Source organism: Streptomyces sp. ATLC9 (assembly GCF_057196705.1).
Genome location: NZ_JBXUOY010000102.1, coordinates 1 through 16,186, shown reverse-complemented (window position 1 = coordinate 16,186; position 16,186 = coordinate 1). Strand labels below are relative to the sequence as shown.

General features: G+C 71.9%; 11 protein-coding genes and 2 pseudogenes. 6 read left to right on the top strand and 7 right to left on the bottom strand.

Features of this window, described 5'->3' with window-relative positions:
- The 5 genes and pseudogenes from AC2CJA_RS13225 to AC2CJA_RS13205 all read right to left on the bottom strand — a co-directional run.
- The coding region (locus AC2CJA_RS13225) for a PAC2 family protein (RefSeq protein ID WP_484602885.1) at positions 1–1,058 on the bottom strand (1,058 nt) is incomplete at its 3' end.
- Between the two features lie 430 nt (positions 1,059–1,488).
- On the bottom strand, positions 1,489–1,656 hold the full coding sequence (locus AC2CJA_RS13220) for a hypothetical protein (RefSeq protein WP_484602886.1): 168 nt from the start codon (positions 1,654–1,656) through the stop codon (positions 1,489–1,491).
- Positions 1,657–1,781: 125 nt separating this feature from the next.
- Positions 1,782–1,961, bottom strand: a pseudogene (locus tag AC2CJA_RS13215) (FGGY family carbohydrate kinase); the annotation flags it as partial.
- Positions 1,962–2,042: 81 nt separating this feature from the next.
- Positions 2,043–2,828 (bottom strand): MIP/aquaporin family protein, encoded by a 786-nt coding sequence (locus AC2CJA_RS13210; RefSeq protein ID WP_484602884.1) that lies wholly within the window; start codon positions 2,826–2,828, stop codon positions 2,043–2,045.
- A gap of 195 nt (positions 2,829–3,023) precedes the next feature.
- Positions 3,024–3,788, bottom strand: a complete 765-nt coding sequence (locus AC2CJA_RS13205; RefSeq protein WP_484602883.1) for an IclR family transcriptional regulator — start codon at positions 3,786–3,788, stop codon at positions 3,024–3,026.
- Positions 3,789–4,013: 225 nt separating this feature from the next.
- Between AC2CJA_RS13205 and metH the strand changes: the two genes are divergently transcribed.
- From metH to AC2CJA_RS13185, 4 genes are all read left to right on the top strand, one after another.
- Positions 4,014–7,568: a methionine synthase gene (gene metH / locus AC2CJA_RS13200; protein WP_484602882.1), complete on the top strand. Its 3,555-nt coding sequence runs from the start codon at positions 4,014–4,016 to the stop codon at positions 7,566–7,568.
- A 108-nt stretch (positions 7,569–7,676) separates the two neighbouring features.
- Positions 7,677–8,474 (top strand): HAD family hydrolase, encoded by a 798-nt coding sequence (locus tag AC2CJA_RS13195; protein WP_484602881.1) that lies wholly within the window; start codon positions 7,677–7,679, stop codon positions 8,472–8,474.
- Positions 8,475–8,860: 386 nt separating this feature from the next.
- Entirely contained in the window at positions 8,861–10,459 is a 1,599-nt protein-coding gene (locus AC2CJA_RS13190; RefSeq protein WP_484602880.1) for an ABC transporter substrate-binding protein, read from the top strand.
- 93 nt (positions 10,460–10,552) lie between these two features.
- Complete coding sequence (locus AC2CJA_RS13185; RefSeq protein WP_484602879.1) at positions 10,553–12,145, top strand: ABC transporter substrate-binding protein; 1,593 nt, start codon at positions 10,553–10,555, stop codon at positions 12,143–12,145.
- Between the two features lie 21 nt (positions 12,146–12,166).
- On the opposite strand, the pseudogene AC2CJA_RS13180 reads toward AC2CJA_RS13185, so the two are convergent.
- Positions 12,167–12,781 (bottom strand): annotated as a pseudogene (locus AC2CJA_RS13180) (response regulator); the annotation flags it as partial.
- Positions 12,782–12,825: 44 nt separating this feature from the next.
- Complete coding sequence (locus AC2CJA_RS13175) at positions 12,826–13,788, bottom strand: RecB family exonuclease (protein WP_484602878.1); 963 nt, start codon at positions 13,786–13,788, stop codon at positions 12,826–12,828.
- Between the two features lie 134 nt (positions 13,789–13,922).
- Between AC2CJA_RS13175 and AC2CJA_RS13170 the strand changes: the two genes are divergently transcribed.
- Positions 13,923–15,152, top strand: coding sequence for a site-2 protease family protein (locus AC2CJA_RS13170; protein ID WP_484602877.1), 1,230 nt, complete (start codon positions 13,923–13,925; stop codon positions 15,150–15,152).
- A gap of 83 nt (positions 15,153–15,235) precedes the next feature.
- A complete protein-coding gene (locus tag AC2CJA_RS13165) occupies positions 15,236–16,135 on the top strand; it encodes a tRNA (adenine-N1)-methyltransferase (protein ID WP_484602876.1) in 900 nt (299 codons plus the stop codon).
- The last annotated feature ends 51 nt before the right edge of the window (positions 16,136–16,186 follow it).

Genomic DNA, 16,186 nt, shown 5'->3' with positions numbered 1-16,186 from the left:
CGGTGGGGCGCCCCACCGTCGCCGTCGTGTGGTGAGCCGTCCTTCTCCGGGCCCTCCGTACCGCCGCCCTCGCCTTCCCGGCCGCTCCCGCCCTCCGGGCCGTCCTCCGGCGGCTTCGCCGGACGCGTACGCCCCCCGGCCGAGGTGTCGCGCAGGTACGAGCCGCCCTCGGCGGCCGTACCGCCCGCGGCGTGGCCGCCGGGCTGGCCGTCCCGCCGCCGCAGGTAGCGCTCGAACTCCTTGGCGATCGCCTCGCCCGACGCCTCCGGCAGCTCCGCGGTGTCCCGGGCCTCCTCCAGCGACTGCACGTACTCGGCCACCTCGTTGTCCTCGGCGGCGAGCTGGTCCACGCCCAGCTGCCAGGCCCGGGCGTCATCCGGCAGCTCGCCCATCGGGATCCGCACGTCCAGCAGGTCCTCCAGGCGGTTGAGCAGGGCGAGGGTCGCCTTCGGGTTGGGCGGCTGCGAGACGTAGTGCGGCACCGCGGCCCACAGGCTCACCGCCGGCACGCCCGCGTGGCCGCACGCCTCCTGGAGGATGCCGACGATGCCGGTGGGGCCCTCGTAGCGGGACTCCTCCAGATCCATCGTGCGGGCCAGGTCCGGGTCGGAGGTGACGCCCGTGACCGGGACCGGCCGGGTGTGCGGGGTGTCCCCGAGCAGCGCGCCGAGCACGACGACCATCTCCACGCCCAGCTCGTGGGCGAAGCCCAGGATCTCGTTGCAGAAGGACCTCCAGCGCATGCTCGGCTCGATACCGCGCACCAGCACCAGATCGCGCGCGCGGCCCCGGCCGTCGGCGTCGTCGATCCGCACCACCGACAGACGGGTCGTCGGCCAGGTGATCCTGCGCACACCGCCCTCCAGCCACACCTGGGGACGGTTGACCTGGAAGTCGTAGTAGTCCTCGGCGTCCAGCGCCGCGAACACCTCGCCCTTCCACTCCCGCTCCAGATGCGCGACCGCGGCGGAGGCGGCGTCACCGGCGTCGTTCCAGCCTTCGAACGCGGCCACCATGACCGGGTCGACCAGCTCGGGAACTCCCTCGAGCTCGATCACCCAGTGCCTCCTTCCGGCCGACCGGAGTACTCGCTCCGTACCGGCTGACGTTCCATTACCGTGCGGGCCCAGCCTACGGCGTGACCGTGCCCGCGCCGCAGCCATCGCACTCCTCACCGGACCGTGCGGCGGTGATCCGTCCGGATACCGCCGCTGCCGCCCGGGCGGGCCGGCGGGCCGGACAGATGTATACGGTATGCGTCACCGGTGACGGAGGAGGTGGGCGGCATGGCGCGAGCGGCCGGACCGCGAGGAGCGGGCACGACGAGGGAGCTGGGCCGCACCGGGGTACGGGTGCCGCCCCTGGGTCTGGGCCGCGCCCCCATCGGAAACTTCCGCCGCCCCGTGGCCGAGGAGGCACACGAGGTCGTGGAGGCGGCCCTGGAGGAGGGCTGGAGCTACCTGGACACCGCCCCGGCGCCCACTTCGACTACCGCCAGGCGCCGCCGCGGCCGGTGGAGCGGGCGCGGCGGATCCAGGAGGTGTGCGGGGAGTTCGGCGTGCCGCTGCGGGCGGCGGCGCTGCGCTTCCCGTTCGGCCACCAGGCGGTGGCCTCGGTGGTCGTCGGCTGCTCCACCGGGGCCGAGGTGCGCGACAACGCGCGGATGTTCGCCCACGAGGTTCCGGACGCGATGTGGCGCGCTGGTCGAGCACGGCCTGCTGGTCGCCGAGCGCGGAGGCCACCGGAACGCCCGCCGGCACTCCGCGGGTCTCGCCGTACACCTCGGCGGAGGAGCGGATCTCGGCGGCGTCGTGCTCGACCCATCCGGGCTCGGGGAAGATCTGCTCGTGCTCCTTCTGGCCGACCGAGACGATGCGGCCGTCCCGGTCGAAGACGATGCAGCGGCTGGAGGTGGTGCCCTGGTCGATGGCGGCGATGAACTCGCGGCGGGTGTCGCTCATGTCGGGGTGCTCCAGGAACGGGCGGCGGGACGGCGTCGGGGAATCGGGGAAGGGCGGGGGTGGTGAGGGGCGGGGAGGCGGTCAGGCGAACGCGAGCCGGTAGAGGACACCCGCGAGCGCTCCGCCCAGCAGGGGGCCCGCCACCGGCACCCAGGCGTACCCCCAGTCCGACCCGCCCTTGTCGGGCAGTGGGAGCAGGGCGTGCACGATGCGCGGCCCGAGGTCGCGGGCGGGGTTGATCGCGTATCCGGTCGGGCCGCCCGGCGAGAGGCCGATCCCGACGACGACCAGGGCGGTGATGAGGACGCCGGTGCCGGACAGGGCCAGTCCCTCGGTGAGGCCCTGGGTGAGGATGGCCAGGACCAGTACGACGGTGGCGATGGTCTCGGTGGCCAGGTTCTGCACGGGGTTGCGGATCTCGGGGGCGGTGGAGAAGACGCCGAGCACCGGGCCGGGGACGTCGGAGCGCTGCCGGTCGGCGGCGGCCGTCGTCCGGGCGCCGGGGCCGCCGACGACCTCGCGGTCGGTCAGGTGCGCCAGGAACTGGCCGTAGTAGGAGACCCGCACCAGGGCGGCGCCGATCATGGCGCCGAGCAGCTGGCCGGCGAAGTAGGCGGGCACCTGGCCCCACTCCCCGCGCTGCACGGCGATGCCCACGGTGACCGCCGGGTTGAGGTGGGCGCCGGAGGGGCCCAGGGAGATGTAGGCGGCGGTGAGGACGGCGAATCCCCAGCCGAAGGTGATGGCGATCCAGCCGGCACCCATGGCCTTGGACCGTCTGAGGGTGGCGGCGCAGACGCCGCCGCCCAGCAGGATCAGGACGGCGGTGCCGATGACCTCGCCCAGGAACATGTCGGAGCTGGACACCCGCGACTCCTTTGCTCTTGTCCGAAGAGAGCCGGATGGAAGAAGCGGGGGAGGCGGATCGAGTTCCGTTCACTGTTCGACATTGTCGACCACCGATCGGCAGTTTCGCTTCAGCCGAACATCCCGTCAAGGGTGCGAGCGGACGGGAACAGAGGCGAGCGGTTCGGACGGAGCGGAGCCCGCCGGAGCGCCGGGTCAGAAGCGGCCCGCGCCCAGATCGCGCGACACGGCCCGCGCGCAGTCCCGCACGGCCGCCACCAGCCGCGGCCGTATCTCCCCGTCCGCGCACACCCGCTCCACCGCCCCCGTGACGGCCACGGCGCCCACCGGCATCCGGCGGCGGTCGTGGACGGGGGCGGCGATGGAGGCGACTCCCTCCCAGGTCTCCTCGACGTCGGCCGCCCAGCCGCGGGCCCGGGTCAGCTCCAGGACCCCCTCGAACGCCTCCGGGTCGGTGATCGTGCGAGCGGTCAGCGCCTCGCGCCCGGCCTCCATCGCCTCGCTGCGGGCGACCGGGTCGTACGCGGCCAGCACCTTGCCCAGCGCGGTGCTGTGCAACGGCTGCATCGCCCCCACCTCCATCACCTGCCGGCCGTCGTCGGGGCGGAAGACGTGGTGCACGATCAGTACGCCCTGCTGGTGGAGCACGCCCAGTTGGACGCTCTCGCCGCTGGACCGGGCCAGATCGTCGGTCCACACCAGGGCGCGGGCCCGCAGCTCGTGGACGTCCAGGTAGCTGTTGCCCAGCCGGAGCAGCTCCGCGCCCAGCTGGTACCTTCCCGAGGCGGAGTCCTGCTCGACGAAGCCCTCCTGCCGGAGGGTGCGCAGCAGCCCGTGGGCGGTGCCCTTGGCCAGGCCCAGGGTGGAGGCGATGTCGGACAGCCCGAGGCGTCGCTCACCTCCGGCGAGCAGCCGCAGCACCGCCGCCGCCCGCTCCAGCGACTGGATGGTCCGGGCCATCGCGCACCTCTCCTCTGCTCGCTTCTCTCTCCGTGGACCGATAGACGGCATTCGACAATGCCGAACGCTATCGGATCATGCCGATACCGCGGTAGCCGCTCGACATCCGGAGTCCACGCCTCGGAACGCCTGCCGCTCCGGCGGCGCCGCCGGATACCCTGGCCGGGTGCGCTTCCCTGCGGAAGACGCAAAGCCGACAGCCGTCGCATCTCTGGGAGCCGTTCCATGGCAGCTTCGCCGACCCCGCACGACCTCGATCCGACGCCGGCCTCCGGGCCCGCCTCCGCCGACACGTCGAAGACCCCCCGTGCCGATGGGCTGCGTGAGGCGTTGGCCTCGCGGGTGGTGGTGGCCGACGGGGCGATGGGCACGATGCTGCAGGCGGCCGATCCGTCGCTGGAGGACTTCCAGCAGCTGGAGGGCTGCAACGAGATCCTCAACATCACCCGCCCGGACATCGTGGCCTCGGTGCACGAGGAGTACTTCGCGGTCGGTGTGGACTGTGTGGAGACCAACACCTTCGGTGCGAACTTCGCGGCGCTGGCGGAGTACGACATCGCCGGCCGGGTGTGGGAGCTGTCCGAGGCCGGGGCCCGGGTCGCGCGGGAGGTGGCCGACGCCTTCACGCGGGAGACGGGGCGGCAGCGGTGGGTGCTGGGGTCGATGGGGCCGGGCACCAAGCTGCCCACCCTGGGCCATGTGGAGTACCGCACGCTGCGGGACGCCTACCAGGCCAATGCCGAGGGCCTGCTGGCCGGGGGCGCGGACGCGCTGCTGGTGGAGACCACCCAGGACCTGCTGCAGACCAAGGCGGCGGTGCTGGGAGCGCGGCGGGCGCTGGACGCGGCCGGGTGGTCGGTGCCGGTGATCTGCTCGGTGACGGTGGAGACCACCGGCACGATGCTGCTGGGCAGTGAGATCGGGGCCGCGCTGTGTGCGCTGGAGCCGCTGGGCATCGACATGATCGGCCTGAACTGCGCCACCGGCCCGGCCGAGATGAGCGAGCACCTGCGCTATCTGGCCCGGCACGCCCGCGTGCCGCTGGCCTGCATGCCCAACGCCGGGCTGCCGGAGCTGACCGCCGACGGTGCGCGCTATCCGCTGACCGCGGGCGAGCTGGCCGACGCGCAGGAGTCGTTCGTGGCCGAGTACGGGCTGTCGCTGGTGGGCGGGTGCTGCGGGACGACGCCCGAGCATCTGCGGCAGGTCGTTCAGCGGGTGCGGGGTGCGGCACCGGCCGGGCGGGAGGCGCGGCCGGAGCCGGGTGCGGCGTCGCTGTACCAGACGGTGCCGTTCCGGCAGGACACCTCGTATCTGGCGATCGGGGAGCGCACCAACGCCAACGGGTCGAAGAAGTTCCGCACCGCCATGCTGGAAGGGCGGTGGGAGGACTGCGTGGAGATCGCGCGGGAGCAGATCCGCGAGGGCGCGCACATGCTGGATGTGTGCGTGGACTACGTCGGGCGTGACGGCGTGGCGGACATGGCCGAGCTGGCCGGGCGGCTGGCGACGGCCTCCACGCTGCCGGTCGTGCTGGACTCCACCGAGCCGGCCGTCATCGCCGCCGGGCTGGAGAAGCTGGGCGGCCGGGCGGTGATCAACAGTGTGAACTACGAGGACGGCGACGGGCCCGACTCCCGTTTCGCGCGGATCACGGCCCTGGCCAGGGAGCACGGCGCGGCGCTGATCGCGCTGACCATCGACGAGAGGGGCCAGGCCCGCACGGCCGAGCACAAGGTGGCCGTGGCCGAGCGGCTGATCGCGGACCTGACCGGGAGGTGGGGCATCCGCGAGGAGGACATCCTCATCGACTGCCTCACCTTCACCATCTGCACCGGCACCGAGGAGTCCCGGGGCGACGGGGTGGCCACCATCGAGGCGATTCGCGAGCTCAAGCGGCGGCATCCGGGGGTGCAGACCACGCTGGGGCTGTCGAACATCTCCTTCGGTCTGAACCCGGCCGCGCGGATGGTGCTCAACTCCGTCTTCCTGGACGAGTGCGTGAAGGCCGGTCTGGACTCGGCGATCGTGCACGCCTCCAAGATCCTGCCCATCGCGCGGATTCCGGTCGAGCAGGTTCAGGTCGCGCTGGATCTGGTCCACGACCGGCGCCGGGAGGGCTACGACCCGCTGCAGCGGTTCCTGGAGCTGTTCGAGGGCGTGGACACCAAGAGCGTGAGGGCCTCCCGGGCCGAGGAGCTGGCCGCGCTGCCGCTGGACGAGCGGCTGCGGCGGCGGATCATCGACGGGGAGCGCACCGGGCTGGAGGCCGACCTGGACGCCGCCCTGGCCGGACGTCCGGCCCTGGACATCGTCAACGACACCCTGCTGGCGGGGATGAAGGTCGTCGGGGAGCTGTTCGGTTCCGGGCAGATGCAGCTTCCGTTCGTGCTCCAGTCGGCCGAGGTGATGAAGACGGCCGTCGCCTATCTGGAGCCCCATATGGAGAAGGTCGAGGGCGCCGAGGGCAAGGGCACGATCGTTTTGGCCACGGTGCGCGGGGACGTGCACGACATCGGCAAGAACCTGGTCGACATCATCCTGTCCAACAACGGCTACAACGTGGTCAACCTCGGCATCAAGCAGCCGGTCTCCGCGATCGTGGAGGCGGCCGAGGAGCACCGGGCGGACGTGATCGGCATGTCCGGGCTGCTGGTGAAGTCCACGGTGATCATGAAGGAGAACCTGCAGGAGCTCAACGCCCGCGAGCTGGCCGCCAGGTATCCGGTGATCCTGGGCGGCGCCGCGCTGACCCGCGCCTACGTCGAGCAGGATCTGCACGAGATCTACGCCGGGGAGGTCCGCTACGCCCGCGACGCCTTCGAGGGCCTGCGCCTGATGGACGCCCTGATCGCGGTCAAGCGCGGCGTGCCCGGAGCGAAGCTGCCGGAGCTGCGGCAGCGGCGGGTGCGGCCGGCGGCCGTCCAGATCACCGAGCCGGCCGAGAGCGGCCCGGTGCGCTCGGACGTGGCCACCGACAACCCCGTGCCCGAGCCCCCCTTCCACGGCACGCGGGTGGTCAAGGGCATCCAGCTCAAGGAGTACGCCTCCTGGCTGGACGAGGGTGCCCTGTTCAAGGGCCAGTGGGGGCTGAAGGCACCGCGCACCGGGGACGGGCCCTCCTACGAGGAGCTGGTCGAGCGCGAGGGCCGCCCCAGGCTGCGGGGCTGGCTGGAGCGGCTGCACACCGACAACCTGCTGGAGGCCGCGGTGGTCTACGGCTACTTCCCCTGCCATTCGGACGGCGACGACCTGGTCGTCCTCGGTGAGGACGGCGCCGAGCGCACCCGGTTCACCTTTCCCCGCCAGCGCCGCGGGCGCCGGCTGTGCCTGGCCGACTTCTTCCGCCCCAAGGAGTCCGGCCAGACGGACGTGGTGGGCTTCCAGGTGGTCACCGTCGGCTCCCGCATCGGTGAGGCCACCGCGGAGCTGTTCGCCGCCGACTCCTACCGCGACTACCTGGAGCTGCACGGCCTGTCGGTGCAGCTGGCCGAGGCGCTGGCCGAGTACTGGCACGCCCGGGTCCGCGCCGAGCTCGGCTTCGCCGGCGACGACCCCGACGCGATCGAGGACATGTTCGCCCTCAAGTACCGCGGCGCCCGCTTCTCCCTGGGCTACGGGGCCTGCCCCGACCTGGCCGACCGCGCCAAGATCGCCGAGCTGCTCCGGCCCGAGCGGATCGGAGTGAAACTCTCCGAGGAGTTCCAGCTCCACCCCGAGCAGTCCACCGACGCCATCGTCCTCCACCACCCCGAGGCCAAATACTTCAACGCGCGATAGTACGCGGACCGACGTAAACTGATCTGTCCGGTACAGGCCGGGGGGCGCCGGCCCCCCCCCGGGCGGCCGCGCGCGACCGGCCTTCGCGTCCCCACAGGAGGCACACGGATGACTCGTCCCCTCTCCCGCGCCGGAGTTCCGCCCGCCCTCGGCGGCGGGGCCCGGATTCCCGTCTCCGCGCCCGCACAGGTCCCCGGTGGGGGAGGCAGACCGGCCGCGGCGGCGTCCACCGTGTCCGGGACCGCCGCGGCCGGTCTCCACGCCGTCCTGCTGGACATGGACGGCACGCTGGTGGATACCGAGGGCTTCTGGTGGGACACCGAGGTCGAGGTGTTCGCCGAGCTGGGGTACGCGCTGGCCGACGAGCACCGTGAGGTGGTGGTCGGCGGGCCGATGTCCCGGAGCGCGACGTATCTGATTCAGGCCACCGGGGCGGACATCTCCCTGGGGGACCTGACGGTGCTGCTCAACTCCAGGTTCATCGAGCGGGTCGAGCGGGGGGTCTCCCTGATGCCCGGCGCCCGGCGTCTGCTGACGGAGCTGGCCGCACACGATGTGCCCGCCGCTCTGGTGTCGGCGTCGCACCGGCGGGTGATCGACCGGATGCTCGTCTCCCTGGGGCCGGAACACTTCGCGCTGACCCTGGCGGGTGACGAGGTGGAGCGGACCAAGCCGCATCCGGACCCCTACCTGCTGGCCGCCTCGCGGCTGGGGGCGGACCCGGGGAGCTGTGTGGTGGTGGAGGACACCGCGACCGGTGTGGCCTCGGCGGAGGCCGCGGGCTGTCATGTGGTGGCGGTGCCGTCGGTGACGCGGATCGAGCCCGCGAGCCGGCGCACGGTCGTGCCCTCCCTGGAGGAAGTGAATCTGCGTTTTCTGCGCTCACTGGTCGCATCCGCGTACTGAGCGTGCGCCGTTCGCTGCACGATGAATGCATCGAAAACCGTGAGCAGTGAGCCGTTCATTTTGCGTGACGAATGCGGTGGCTGAATTCTGTTTTTCGCCTGATGGTTGAGTGCGTGACGTTCATCACGTGATCCCGGGGTGCGGAGGGCCGGCCGGGGCGGCGGCGAGGGCGGTTGGCCCCTTTTGCGGGCGCCCATGTGTCCCGTTTGATGCCCGCTCGCGTCGATCGCTCCGTCGTCTGGTTATCGGATTGTGTGACAAGGTCATCGGAGCGTGATAATTCCATGCCGGTGGCCCGGGGAAGTGGAGGACGCCGCGGCTACTAATGTCTGTCTCCCGGCCGGAGAATTCGGCGACAACCCGGCTGGATGAGGAGACCGTCAACGATGAACCGTAAGACGCTGCTGCTGCCCGCCGTCGCGGGCCTGCTGGCGCCCCTGCTCGTCGCGTGCGGTGACGACAGCGCCGGCGGCGCGAACGGCGGGGCGATCGTTGTCGGCACCACCGACCGGATCGAGGCCACGGAGAAGGCGCCCGCTCCGCTCGACCCCGCGGCGGTCTACGACGTCGGCACCTGGAACATCTTCCGCAACACCTTCCAGACCCTGCTGCGCCTGCCCCGCGCGGGCACCCAGCCGGAGCCGGAGGCCGCGCAGGAGTGCGGATTCGCCGACCAGCGCAGCACGCAGTACCGCTGCACCCTCCGCGAGGGGCTCACGTTCTCCAACGGGAACGAACTGACCGCCGAGGACGTGGTGTTCTCCGTCAACCGGATGGTCGGCATCGACGACCCCGGCGGCCCCGCGTCGCTGCTGAGCAACCTCGACCGGGTGGAGGCGCCCTCCGGGGGCGAGGTGGTCTTCCACCTCAAGAAGCCCGACGCCACCTTCCCCCACAAGCTCGCCACCCCCGCGGCGGCGATCCTGGACAGCGAGGTCTACCCGGCCGACAAGCTCCACGAGGAGTACTCGGTCGCCGGCTCCGGCCCCTACGTCCTGGAATCCTTCGACGCCGAGGGCGGCCGGGTGGTCCTCGCCCGCAACAAGTCCTACAAGGGCGACCTGGAGCTGCGGAACGTCCGCGTCGAGGTGCGCTTCTTCGATGACTCCAAGGCCATGGAGAAGGCCATGCGCGACGGCGGCATCGATGTGATGAACCGGAGCCTGTCGCCCGAGCAGATCGACCGGCTGGGGAGCGACAAGAGCGACGGCATCGACGTCGTCGAGATGTCCGGCCAGGAGATCCGCTACCTCGTCTTCACCACCGACGACCCGGTCGTCGGCAGCAAGGCCGTACGTCAGGCCATCGCCCAGACCGTGGACCGCGGCGAGCTGGTGCGCGATGTGTACGCACGGACCGCCGAGCCGCTGTACTCCATCGTCCCCAGCGGGCTGACCGGCCACCACAACTCCTTCTTCAACGCCTACGGCGAGTCCGACGCCGAGGCGGCCCGCGCCACCCTCGAACGCGCCGACATCGACATCCCGGTCGAGGTGGACCTCACCTACACCACCGACCACTACGGCCCCGCCACGGCCGACGAGTTCAAGGCGCTGGCCGAGCAGCTCAACGACTCCGGGCTGTTCAGGACGACGGTCAAGGGCGTGCCGTGGAAGACCTACCGGCCCGCCTCGACCGAGCAGGAGTACGCGGTCTACGGCATGGGCTGGTTCCCGGACTTCCCCGACCCGGACAACTTCGTCGCGCCCTTCTTCGCCGAGGACAACTTCCTGAACTCCCCGTACGAGAACAACGAGATCCGCGAGCAGCTCATCCCGCGCACCCGGGTCAAGGAGCAGCGCGACCAGGCGGTCGACGACTTCGTCCGGGTCCAGGACATCGTCGCCAGGGAGGTGCCCGTGCTGCCGCTGTGGCAGGGCAAGCAGTACGTCGCCGCCCGCGACGGGGTCACCGGGGTGGAGTGGGCGCTCAACTCCTCCTCCGTGCTCCAGCTGTGGGAACTGGGCAGGGGCGTTCGGGACTGAGCTTCACCCGCGCCGCCTCCGGCCAGGAGGCGGCGCGGAGCTGTGAGAACGGGGGTTCGGAGAACGACACACACCACGGATGAGGATGCGAACGTGAGGAAAAGGGCCCGTTTCCGGGCATTTCCGGTCGGCGCGGCCCTGGTCGCCGCACTGCTCACCGGCTGCGGCGACCAGCAGGGGACGAGGGCCGGCGAGGGCGGACGGATCGTGATGGGCATGACCGACGAGGTCCTGGCCGTCGATCCCGCCTCCGGCTACGACCCGGGATCCTGGCTGATCTTCAACAACGTCTTCCAGTCACTGCTCAGCTTCCCCAAGAACGGCGGGGAGCCCCAGCCGGAGGCCGCGCGCGGCTGTGAGTTCACCGACGACGGCAGCCAGGTCTTCCGGTGCGTACTCAGGGACGGACTGAAGTTCACCAACGGCAACCCGCTCACCTCCAAGGACGTGAAGTTCTCCTTCGAGCGGACCCTGCGCATCGACGATCCCGACGGCCCCGCCGTGATGCTGTCGGGCATCGAGGAGATCGAGACCCCGGACGCCGGGACGGTCGTCTTCCGCCTCGGCACTCCCGACGCCACCTTCCCGCAGAAGATCGCCTCCGGTGCCGGCTCGATCGTCGACCACCGGTTCTACCCGGCCGACGCACTGCGCACCGATGGCAGGGCCGTCGGCTCGGGCGTCTACCGGCTGGACTCCTACGGCGACGAGGAAGCCGTCTTCTCCGTCAACCCGGACTACCTCGGGCCCGCGCAGGTGAAGAACTCCGGGATGACCATGAAGCTCTTCCACGGCGACCAGGCGGCGCTGAAGAAGGCCCTGAGCAGCGGCGAGGTGGACCTGGCCTACCGCGGTCTGGCCATGGACGACATCGCCGACCTGGACGCGGCGGCGAGCGCCGAGAACGGGGTGGAGGTCGTCGAGGGCACCAGCGCCGAGGTGCACCACCTGGTCTTCAACATGGAGCACCCCGTCACCGGCAAGCCGGGAGTGCGCAAGGCCATCGCGTACCTGCTGGACCGCTCCACCCTGATTCGCGACATCTACCGGCGCACCGCCGAGCCGCTGTACTCGATCGTGCCCGCCGGGGTCACCGGCCACAACACGGCCTTCTTCGACGCCTACGGCAGCCGTCCGCAGCCGGGCAAGGCCAAGGAGGCCCTGCGCGCCGAGGGCATCACCGAGAGGGTCGAGCTCACCCTGTGGGCCACCCCCGTGCGCTACGGGCCCGCCACCGTCCGGGAGTTCGAGGAGATCGCCCAGCAGCTCAACGCCAGCGGCCTGTTCGACGCCAAGGTCGAGAGCGTGGAACTGGAGGAGTACGAGAAGGGCGTCGAGGCGGGCGAGTACGGGGTGTACGTCAAGGGCTGGGTGCCCGACTACCCCGACGCCGACAACTTCACCGCGCCCTTCTTCGGCGAGGACAACGTGCTGGGCAATGGCTACGACGCCGGACGAATCACCTCCGAGCTGCTGCCGCGGACGGCCGCGGCGAGCGACCGCGCCGCCACCGTGGAGGACTTCGGCGAGATCCAGGACATCGTCGCCCGGGACCTGCCGATCCTGCCCGTCTGGCAGGGCAAGCAGTACGCCGTGGCGCACGAGGACGTCTCCGGGCTGGAGTGGACGCTGGACGCCTCCACGGTCTTCCGCTTCTGGGAGATCGGCAAGGGCGCCGGGGGCTGATCCCGCCCCCCCGAACCGGCACCGGTCGCGCAGGCCCAGCTTGGTCAGCACATGGCCGACGTGGGTCTTCACCGTCGTCTCGCTGACGAAGAGGTCCGCTGCGATCTCGGCGTTCGACAGGCCCCGCGCCACCAGTTTGAGGACCTCGACCTCGCGGTCGGTGAGCGTGCCCAGCGCGTCGGGCACCTCCTCCTCGCCCGAGGGCAGCTTCCCGGCGTACTTGTCCAGCAGGCGCCGGGTGATGCTGGGGGCGAGCATCGCCTCGCCGGCCGCCACCACCCGGATCGCCTGCACCAGTTCGGCGGCCGGCGCGTCCTTGAGCAGGAAACCGGAGGCGCCCGCGCGCAGCGCCTCCACCACGTACTCGTCCAGGTCGAACGTGGTGAGCACCAGCACCTTGGCGGGGCCGTCCCGTTCCGGGCCGGTGATCTGCCGGGTCGCCTCCACGCCGTCCATCCGCGGCATCCGGATGTCCATCAGGACCACGTCCGGCTGGAGCGCCCGCACCTGGTCCAGTGCCTGCAGGCCGTCGCCGGCCTCGCCCACCACGGCGATGTCCCCCTCGGCCTCCAGGATCATCCGGAAGCCGGTGCGCAGCAACGGCTGGTCGTCGACCAGCAGGACGCGGATTGCCACGGGAACTCCTATCGGTGGCGGGGGCATGGCAGGCCCATTCTCGCCTAGACGGCCGTGCCCCCCGCCTCCGGGAGGGGGTCCGCGGAACCGCCCGTGGCACCGCCCCCGCCGCCGTCCGGCTCCAGCGGCAGCCGCGGCTGGATCATCAGCGGATACGGCGGGGGAGTGCCCCCGAACTCCGGACACAGTGCCCGGTGGGCGCACCAGCCGCACAGCGGGCCCGGCCCGGGCCGCCAGTCACCGGTCTCGGTCGCCTGCCGGATCGCCTCCCACAGGGCCAGCAGCTTGCGCTCCACACCGCGCAGGTCGTTCTCGTCCGGGTCGTAGGTGAGCACGTCCGAGCTGCCCAGGTAGACCAGCTGCAGCCGGCGCGGGATCGTGCCGCGCAGCCGCCACAGCACCAGGGCGTAGAACTTCATCTGGAACAGCGCCCCGGCCGCGTACTCCGGCCGGGGCGCCTTGCCGGTCTTGTAGTCGACGATGCGGACCTCGCCGGTGGGCGCCACGTCCACCCGGTCGATGATGCCGCGCAGCCGCAGCCCGGACTCCAGGCGGGCCTCCACGAACAGCTCGCGCTCGGCCGGCTCCAGCCTGGTGGGGTCCTCCAGGGAGAACCACCGCTCGACCAGCTCCTCCGCCCGGGCCAGCCACTGCGCCAGCTCGGCGCCGTCGGCCGCGCCCTCGCCCGGGGCCGTCTCGCCGTCCTCCGCGAACAGCTCCGCCAGCTCCGGCCGCTTCGCCAGTAGCCGCTCCCACTCCCGCGCCACCAGCGAGCGCGCCCGGCGCACACTGCGCTCGGCGGCCGGAGCGTCGAAGAGCCGCTCCAGCACCGCGTGCACCACCGTGCCCCGGGTGGCCGCGGGCGTCGGCTTCTCGGGCAGCCTGTCGATCACCCGGAAGCGGTACAGCAGCGGGCACTGCATGAAGTCGGCGGCCCGTGACGGTGACAGGGAGTTGGGCGGCGAGGCGGGCGAGGACGCCTTGCCGGGTGCCGGATGGGAGACCATGGACACGACCCTACGGCCCGCCACCGACATCCCGCCGCTTACCATCGATGACGTAACCCCTCGCACCCCCCTCGCACCACACGGCCGCGGGGGCCGACCACCGGGGGCGGGGGTACCTTCTACGAGGGGAACCCGTGGCGGACACGGACAACGGCGGGCGGCCGGAGCCCGGCCCCGGCAAATCGGCGGACGGCGGGCCGAAGCGCTCGCGGGGGAGCGGCGGCGGCATTCTCATGGGCCGCCCCTTCGGCGTGCCCGTGTACGTGGCGCCGAGCTGGTTCGTCGTCGCCGCGCTGATCACCTGGGTCTTCGGCGGCCAGCTGGAGCGCGTGCTTCCGGAGCTGGGCGGCGCCCGCTACCTGGTGTCCCTGTTCTTCGCGGTCGCCTTCTACGCCTCGGTGCTGGTCCACGAGCTGGCCCACACCGTCGCCGCCCTGCGTTTCAAGCTCCCGGTGCGCCGTATCCAGCTCCAGTTCTTCGGCGGGGTGTCGGAGATCGAGAAGGAGAGCGAGACCCCGGGCCGGGAGTTCGTCCTGGCCTTCGTCGGTCCGCTGCTCTCCCTGGTGCTGGCGGGCGTGTTCTACCTGGGGCTGTTCGCCGTCGAGCCCGGTACCGTGCCCGCGGTGCTGCTGGCCGGGCTGATGGTCTCCAACCTCATCGTCGCGATCTTCAACCTGCTGCCGGGGCTGCCCCTGGACGGCGGCCGGATGCTGCGCGCGGTGGTGTGGAAGATCAGCGGCAAGCCGATGACCGGCACCGTCGCCGCCGCCTGGACCGGCCGTGCGCTCGCCGTCGCCGTCCTGATCGGGATGCCGCTGCTCAGCTACGCGGGGGGCTACGGGGCCGAGGAGGGCTTCGGCGGGGTGGACTCCATCACCGACGCCCTGCTCGCCGCGATCCTCGCGGCCATCATCTGGACCGGCGCCGGCAACAGCCTGCGCATGGCCAGGCTGCGCGAGCGCCTGCCCGAGCTGAGCGCCCGCGCCCTGACCCGCCGCGCCGTCCCCGTCTCCTCCGACACCCCCCTGTCGGAGGGGCTGCGCCGCGCCAACGAGGCCGGGGCCAGGGCCCTGGTGGTCGTGGACGGTCAGGGGGAGGCGGTCGCCGTGGTCCGCGAGGCCGCCATCGCCGGAGTGCCCGAGCACCGCCGCCCCTGGGTGGCGGTGAGCACCCTCGCCCAGGACCTCACCGAGGGCATGCGGGTGTGGGCCGAGCTGGCCGGCGAGGAGCTGCTGGAGCACCTGCGCGCCACTCCCGCCACCGAGTACCTGGTGGTGGAGGGCAGCGGCGAGGTCTACGGGGTGCTCTCGGCCGGCGACGTCGAGCGGGCCTTCGTGGCGGCCATGGCCAAGCCCGCCTCCTGAGGACGTCCAAGCGCCCTCCTCCCGCCGGAGGGGAGCGGGTCTCGATTACGGCCGGAGCGCGTGCCTGGACTACCCTTGCCCCCATGTCCGAACCGACCGGTGCCGCCCGCCGTCGCGGGCCCTTCCAGGTCGGGGACCAGGTCCAGCTCACCGACCCCAAGGGACGCCACTACACCTTCACGCTCGAGGCGGGGAAGAGCTTCCACACCCACAAGGGAGCCTTCCCCCACGACGAGCTGATCGGTGCTCCCGAGGGCACGGTCGTCCGTACCACGGGAAACGTCGCCTACCTCGCGCTGCGTCCCCTGCTCCCCGACTACGTCCTGTCCATGCCGCGCGGCGCGGCCGTCGTCTACCCCAAGGACGCGGGGCAGATCCTCGCGATGGCCGACATCTTCCCCGGCGCGCGCGTCGTCGAGGCGGGTGTCGGCTCAGGCTCCCTGAGCAGCTTCCTGCTGCGGGCGGTGGGCGACCGGGGCATGCTGCACTCCTACGAGCGCCGCGCCGACTTCGCCGACATCGCGCGGGCGAACGTCGAGCGGTACTTCGGCGGGCCGCACCCGGCCTGGCAGCTGACCGTCGGAGACCTCCAGGACAACCTGTCCGACACCGGGGTCGACCGCGTCATCCTGGACATGCTCGCCCCCTGGGAGTGCCTGGAGGCCGTCTCCAAGGCCCTCGTCCCCGGCGGCATCCTGTGCGCCTACGTCGCCACGACCACCCAGCTCGCCCGTACCGTGGAGTCGATACGCGAGCACGGCACCTTCAACGAGCCGGCCGCCTGGGAGACGATGGTGCGCACCTGGCACGTCGAGGGCCTGGCCGTCCGCCCCGACCACCGCATGATCGGGCACACCGGCTTCCTGCTCACCGCCCGCCGGCTCGCCGACGGAGTGGAGCCCCCGATGCGCCGCCGCCGCCCGGCCAAGGGCGCCTACGGGGAGGACTACAGCGGCCCGGGCGGCGGTTCCGGGCGCGGCTGAGGCGCCCTTCCGCCGTTCGTGACCGCGTGCCGCTGCCCGGCTCCTTCGGGA

What these genes read in the sequence shown, in the direction of transcription:
- AC2CJA_RS13190 (WP_484602880.1), top strand. Translation starts at nt 8,861, where the DNA reads ATGAACCGTAAGACGCTGCTGCTGCCCGCCGTCGCGGGCCTGCTGGCG.
- AC2CJA_RS13195 (WP_484602881.1), top strand. Translation starts at nt 7,677, where the DNA reads ATGACTCGTCCCCTCTCCCGCGCCGGAGTTCCGCCCGCCCTCGGCGGC.
- AC2CJA_RS13165 (WP_484602876.1), top strand. Translation starts at nt 15,236, where the DNA reads ATGTCCGAACCGACCGGTGCCGCCCGCCGTCGCGGGCCCTTCCAGGTC.
- metH (WP_484602882.1), top strand. Translation starts at nt 4,014, where the DNA reads ATGGCAGCTTCGCCGACCCCGCACGACCTCGATCCGACGCCGGCCTCC.
- AC2CJA_RS13205 (WP_484602883.1), bottom strand. Translation starts at nt 3,788, where the DNA reads ATGGCCCGGACCATCCAGTCGCTGGAGCGGGCGGCGGCGGTGCTGCGG.
- AC2CJA_RS13175 (WP_484602878.1), bottom strand. Translation starts at nt 13,788, where the DNA reads ATGGTCTCCCATCCGGCACCCGGCAAGGCGTCCTCGCCCGCCTCGCCG.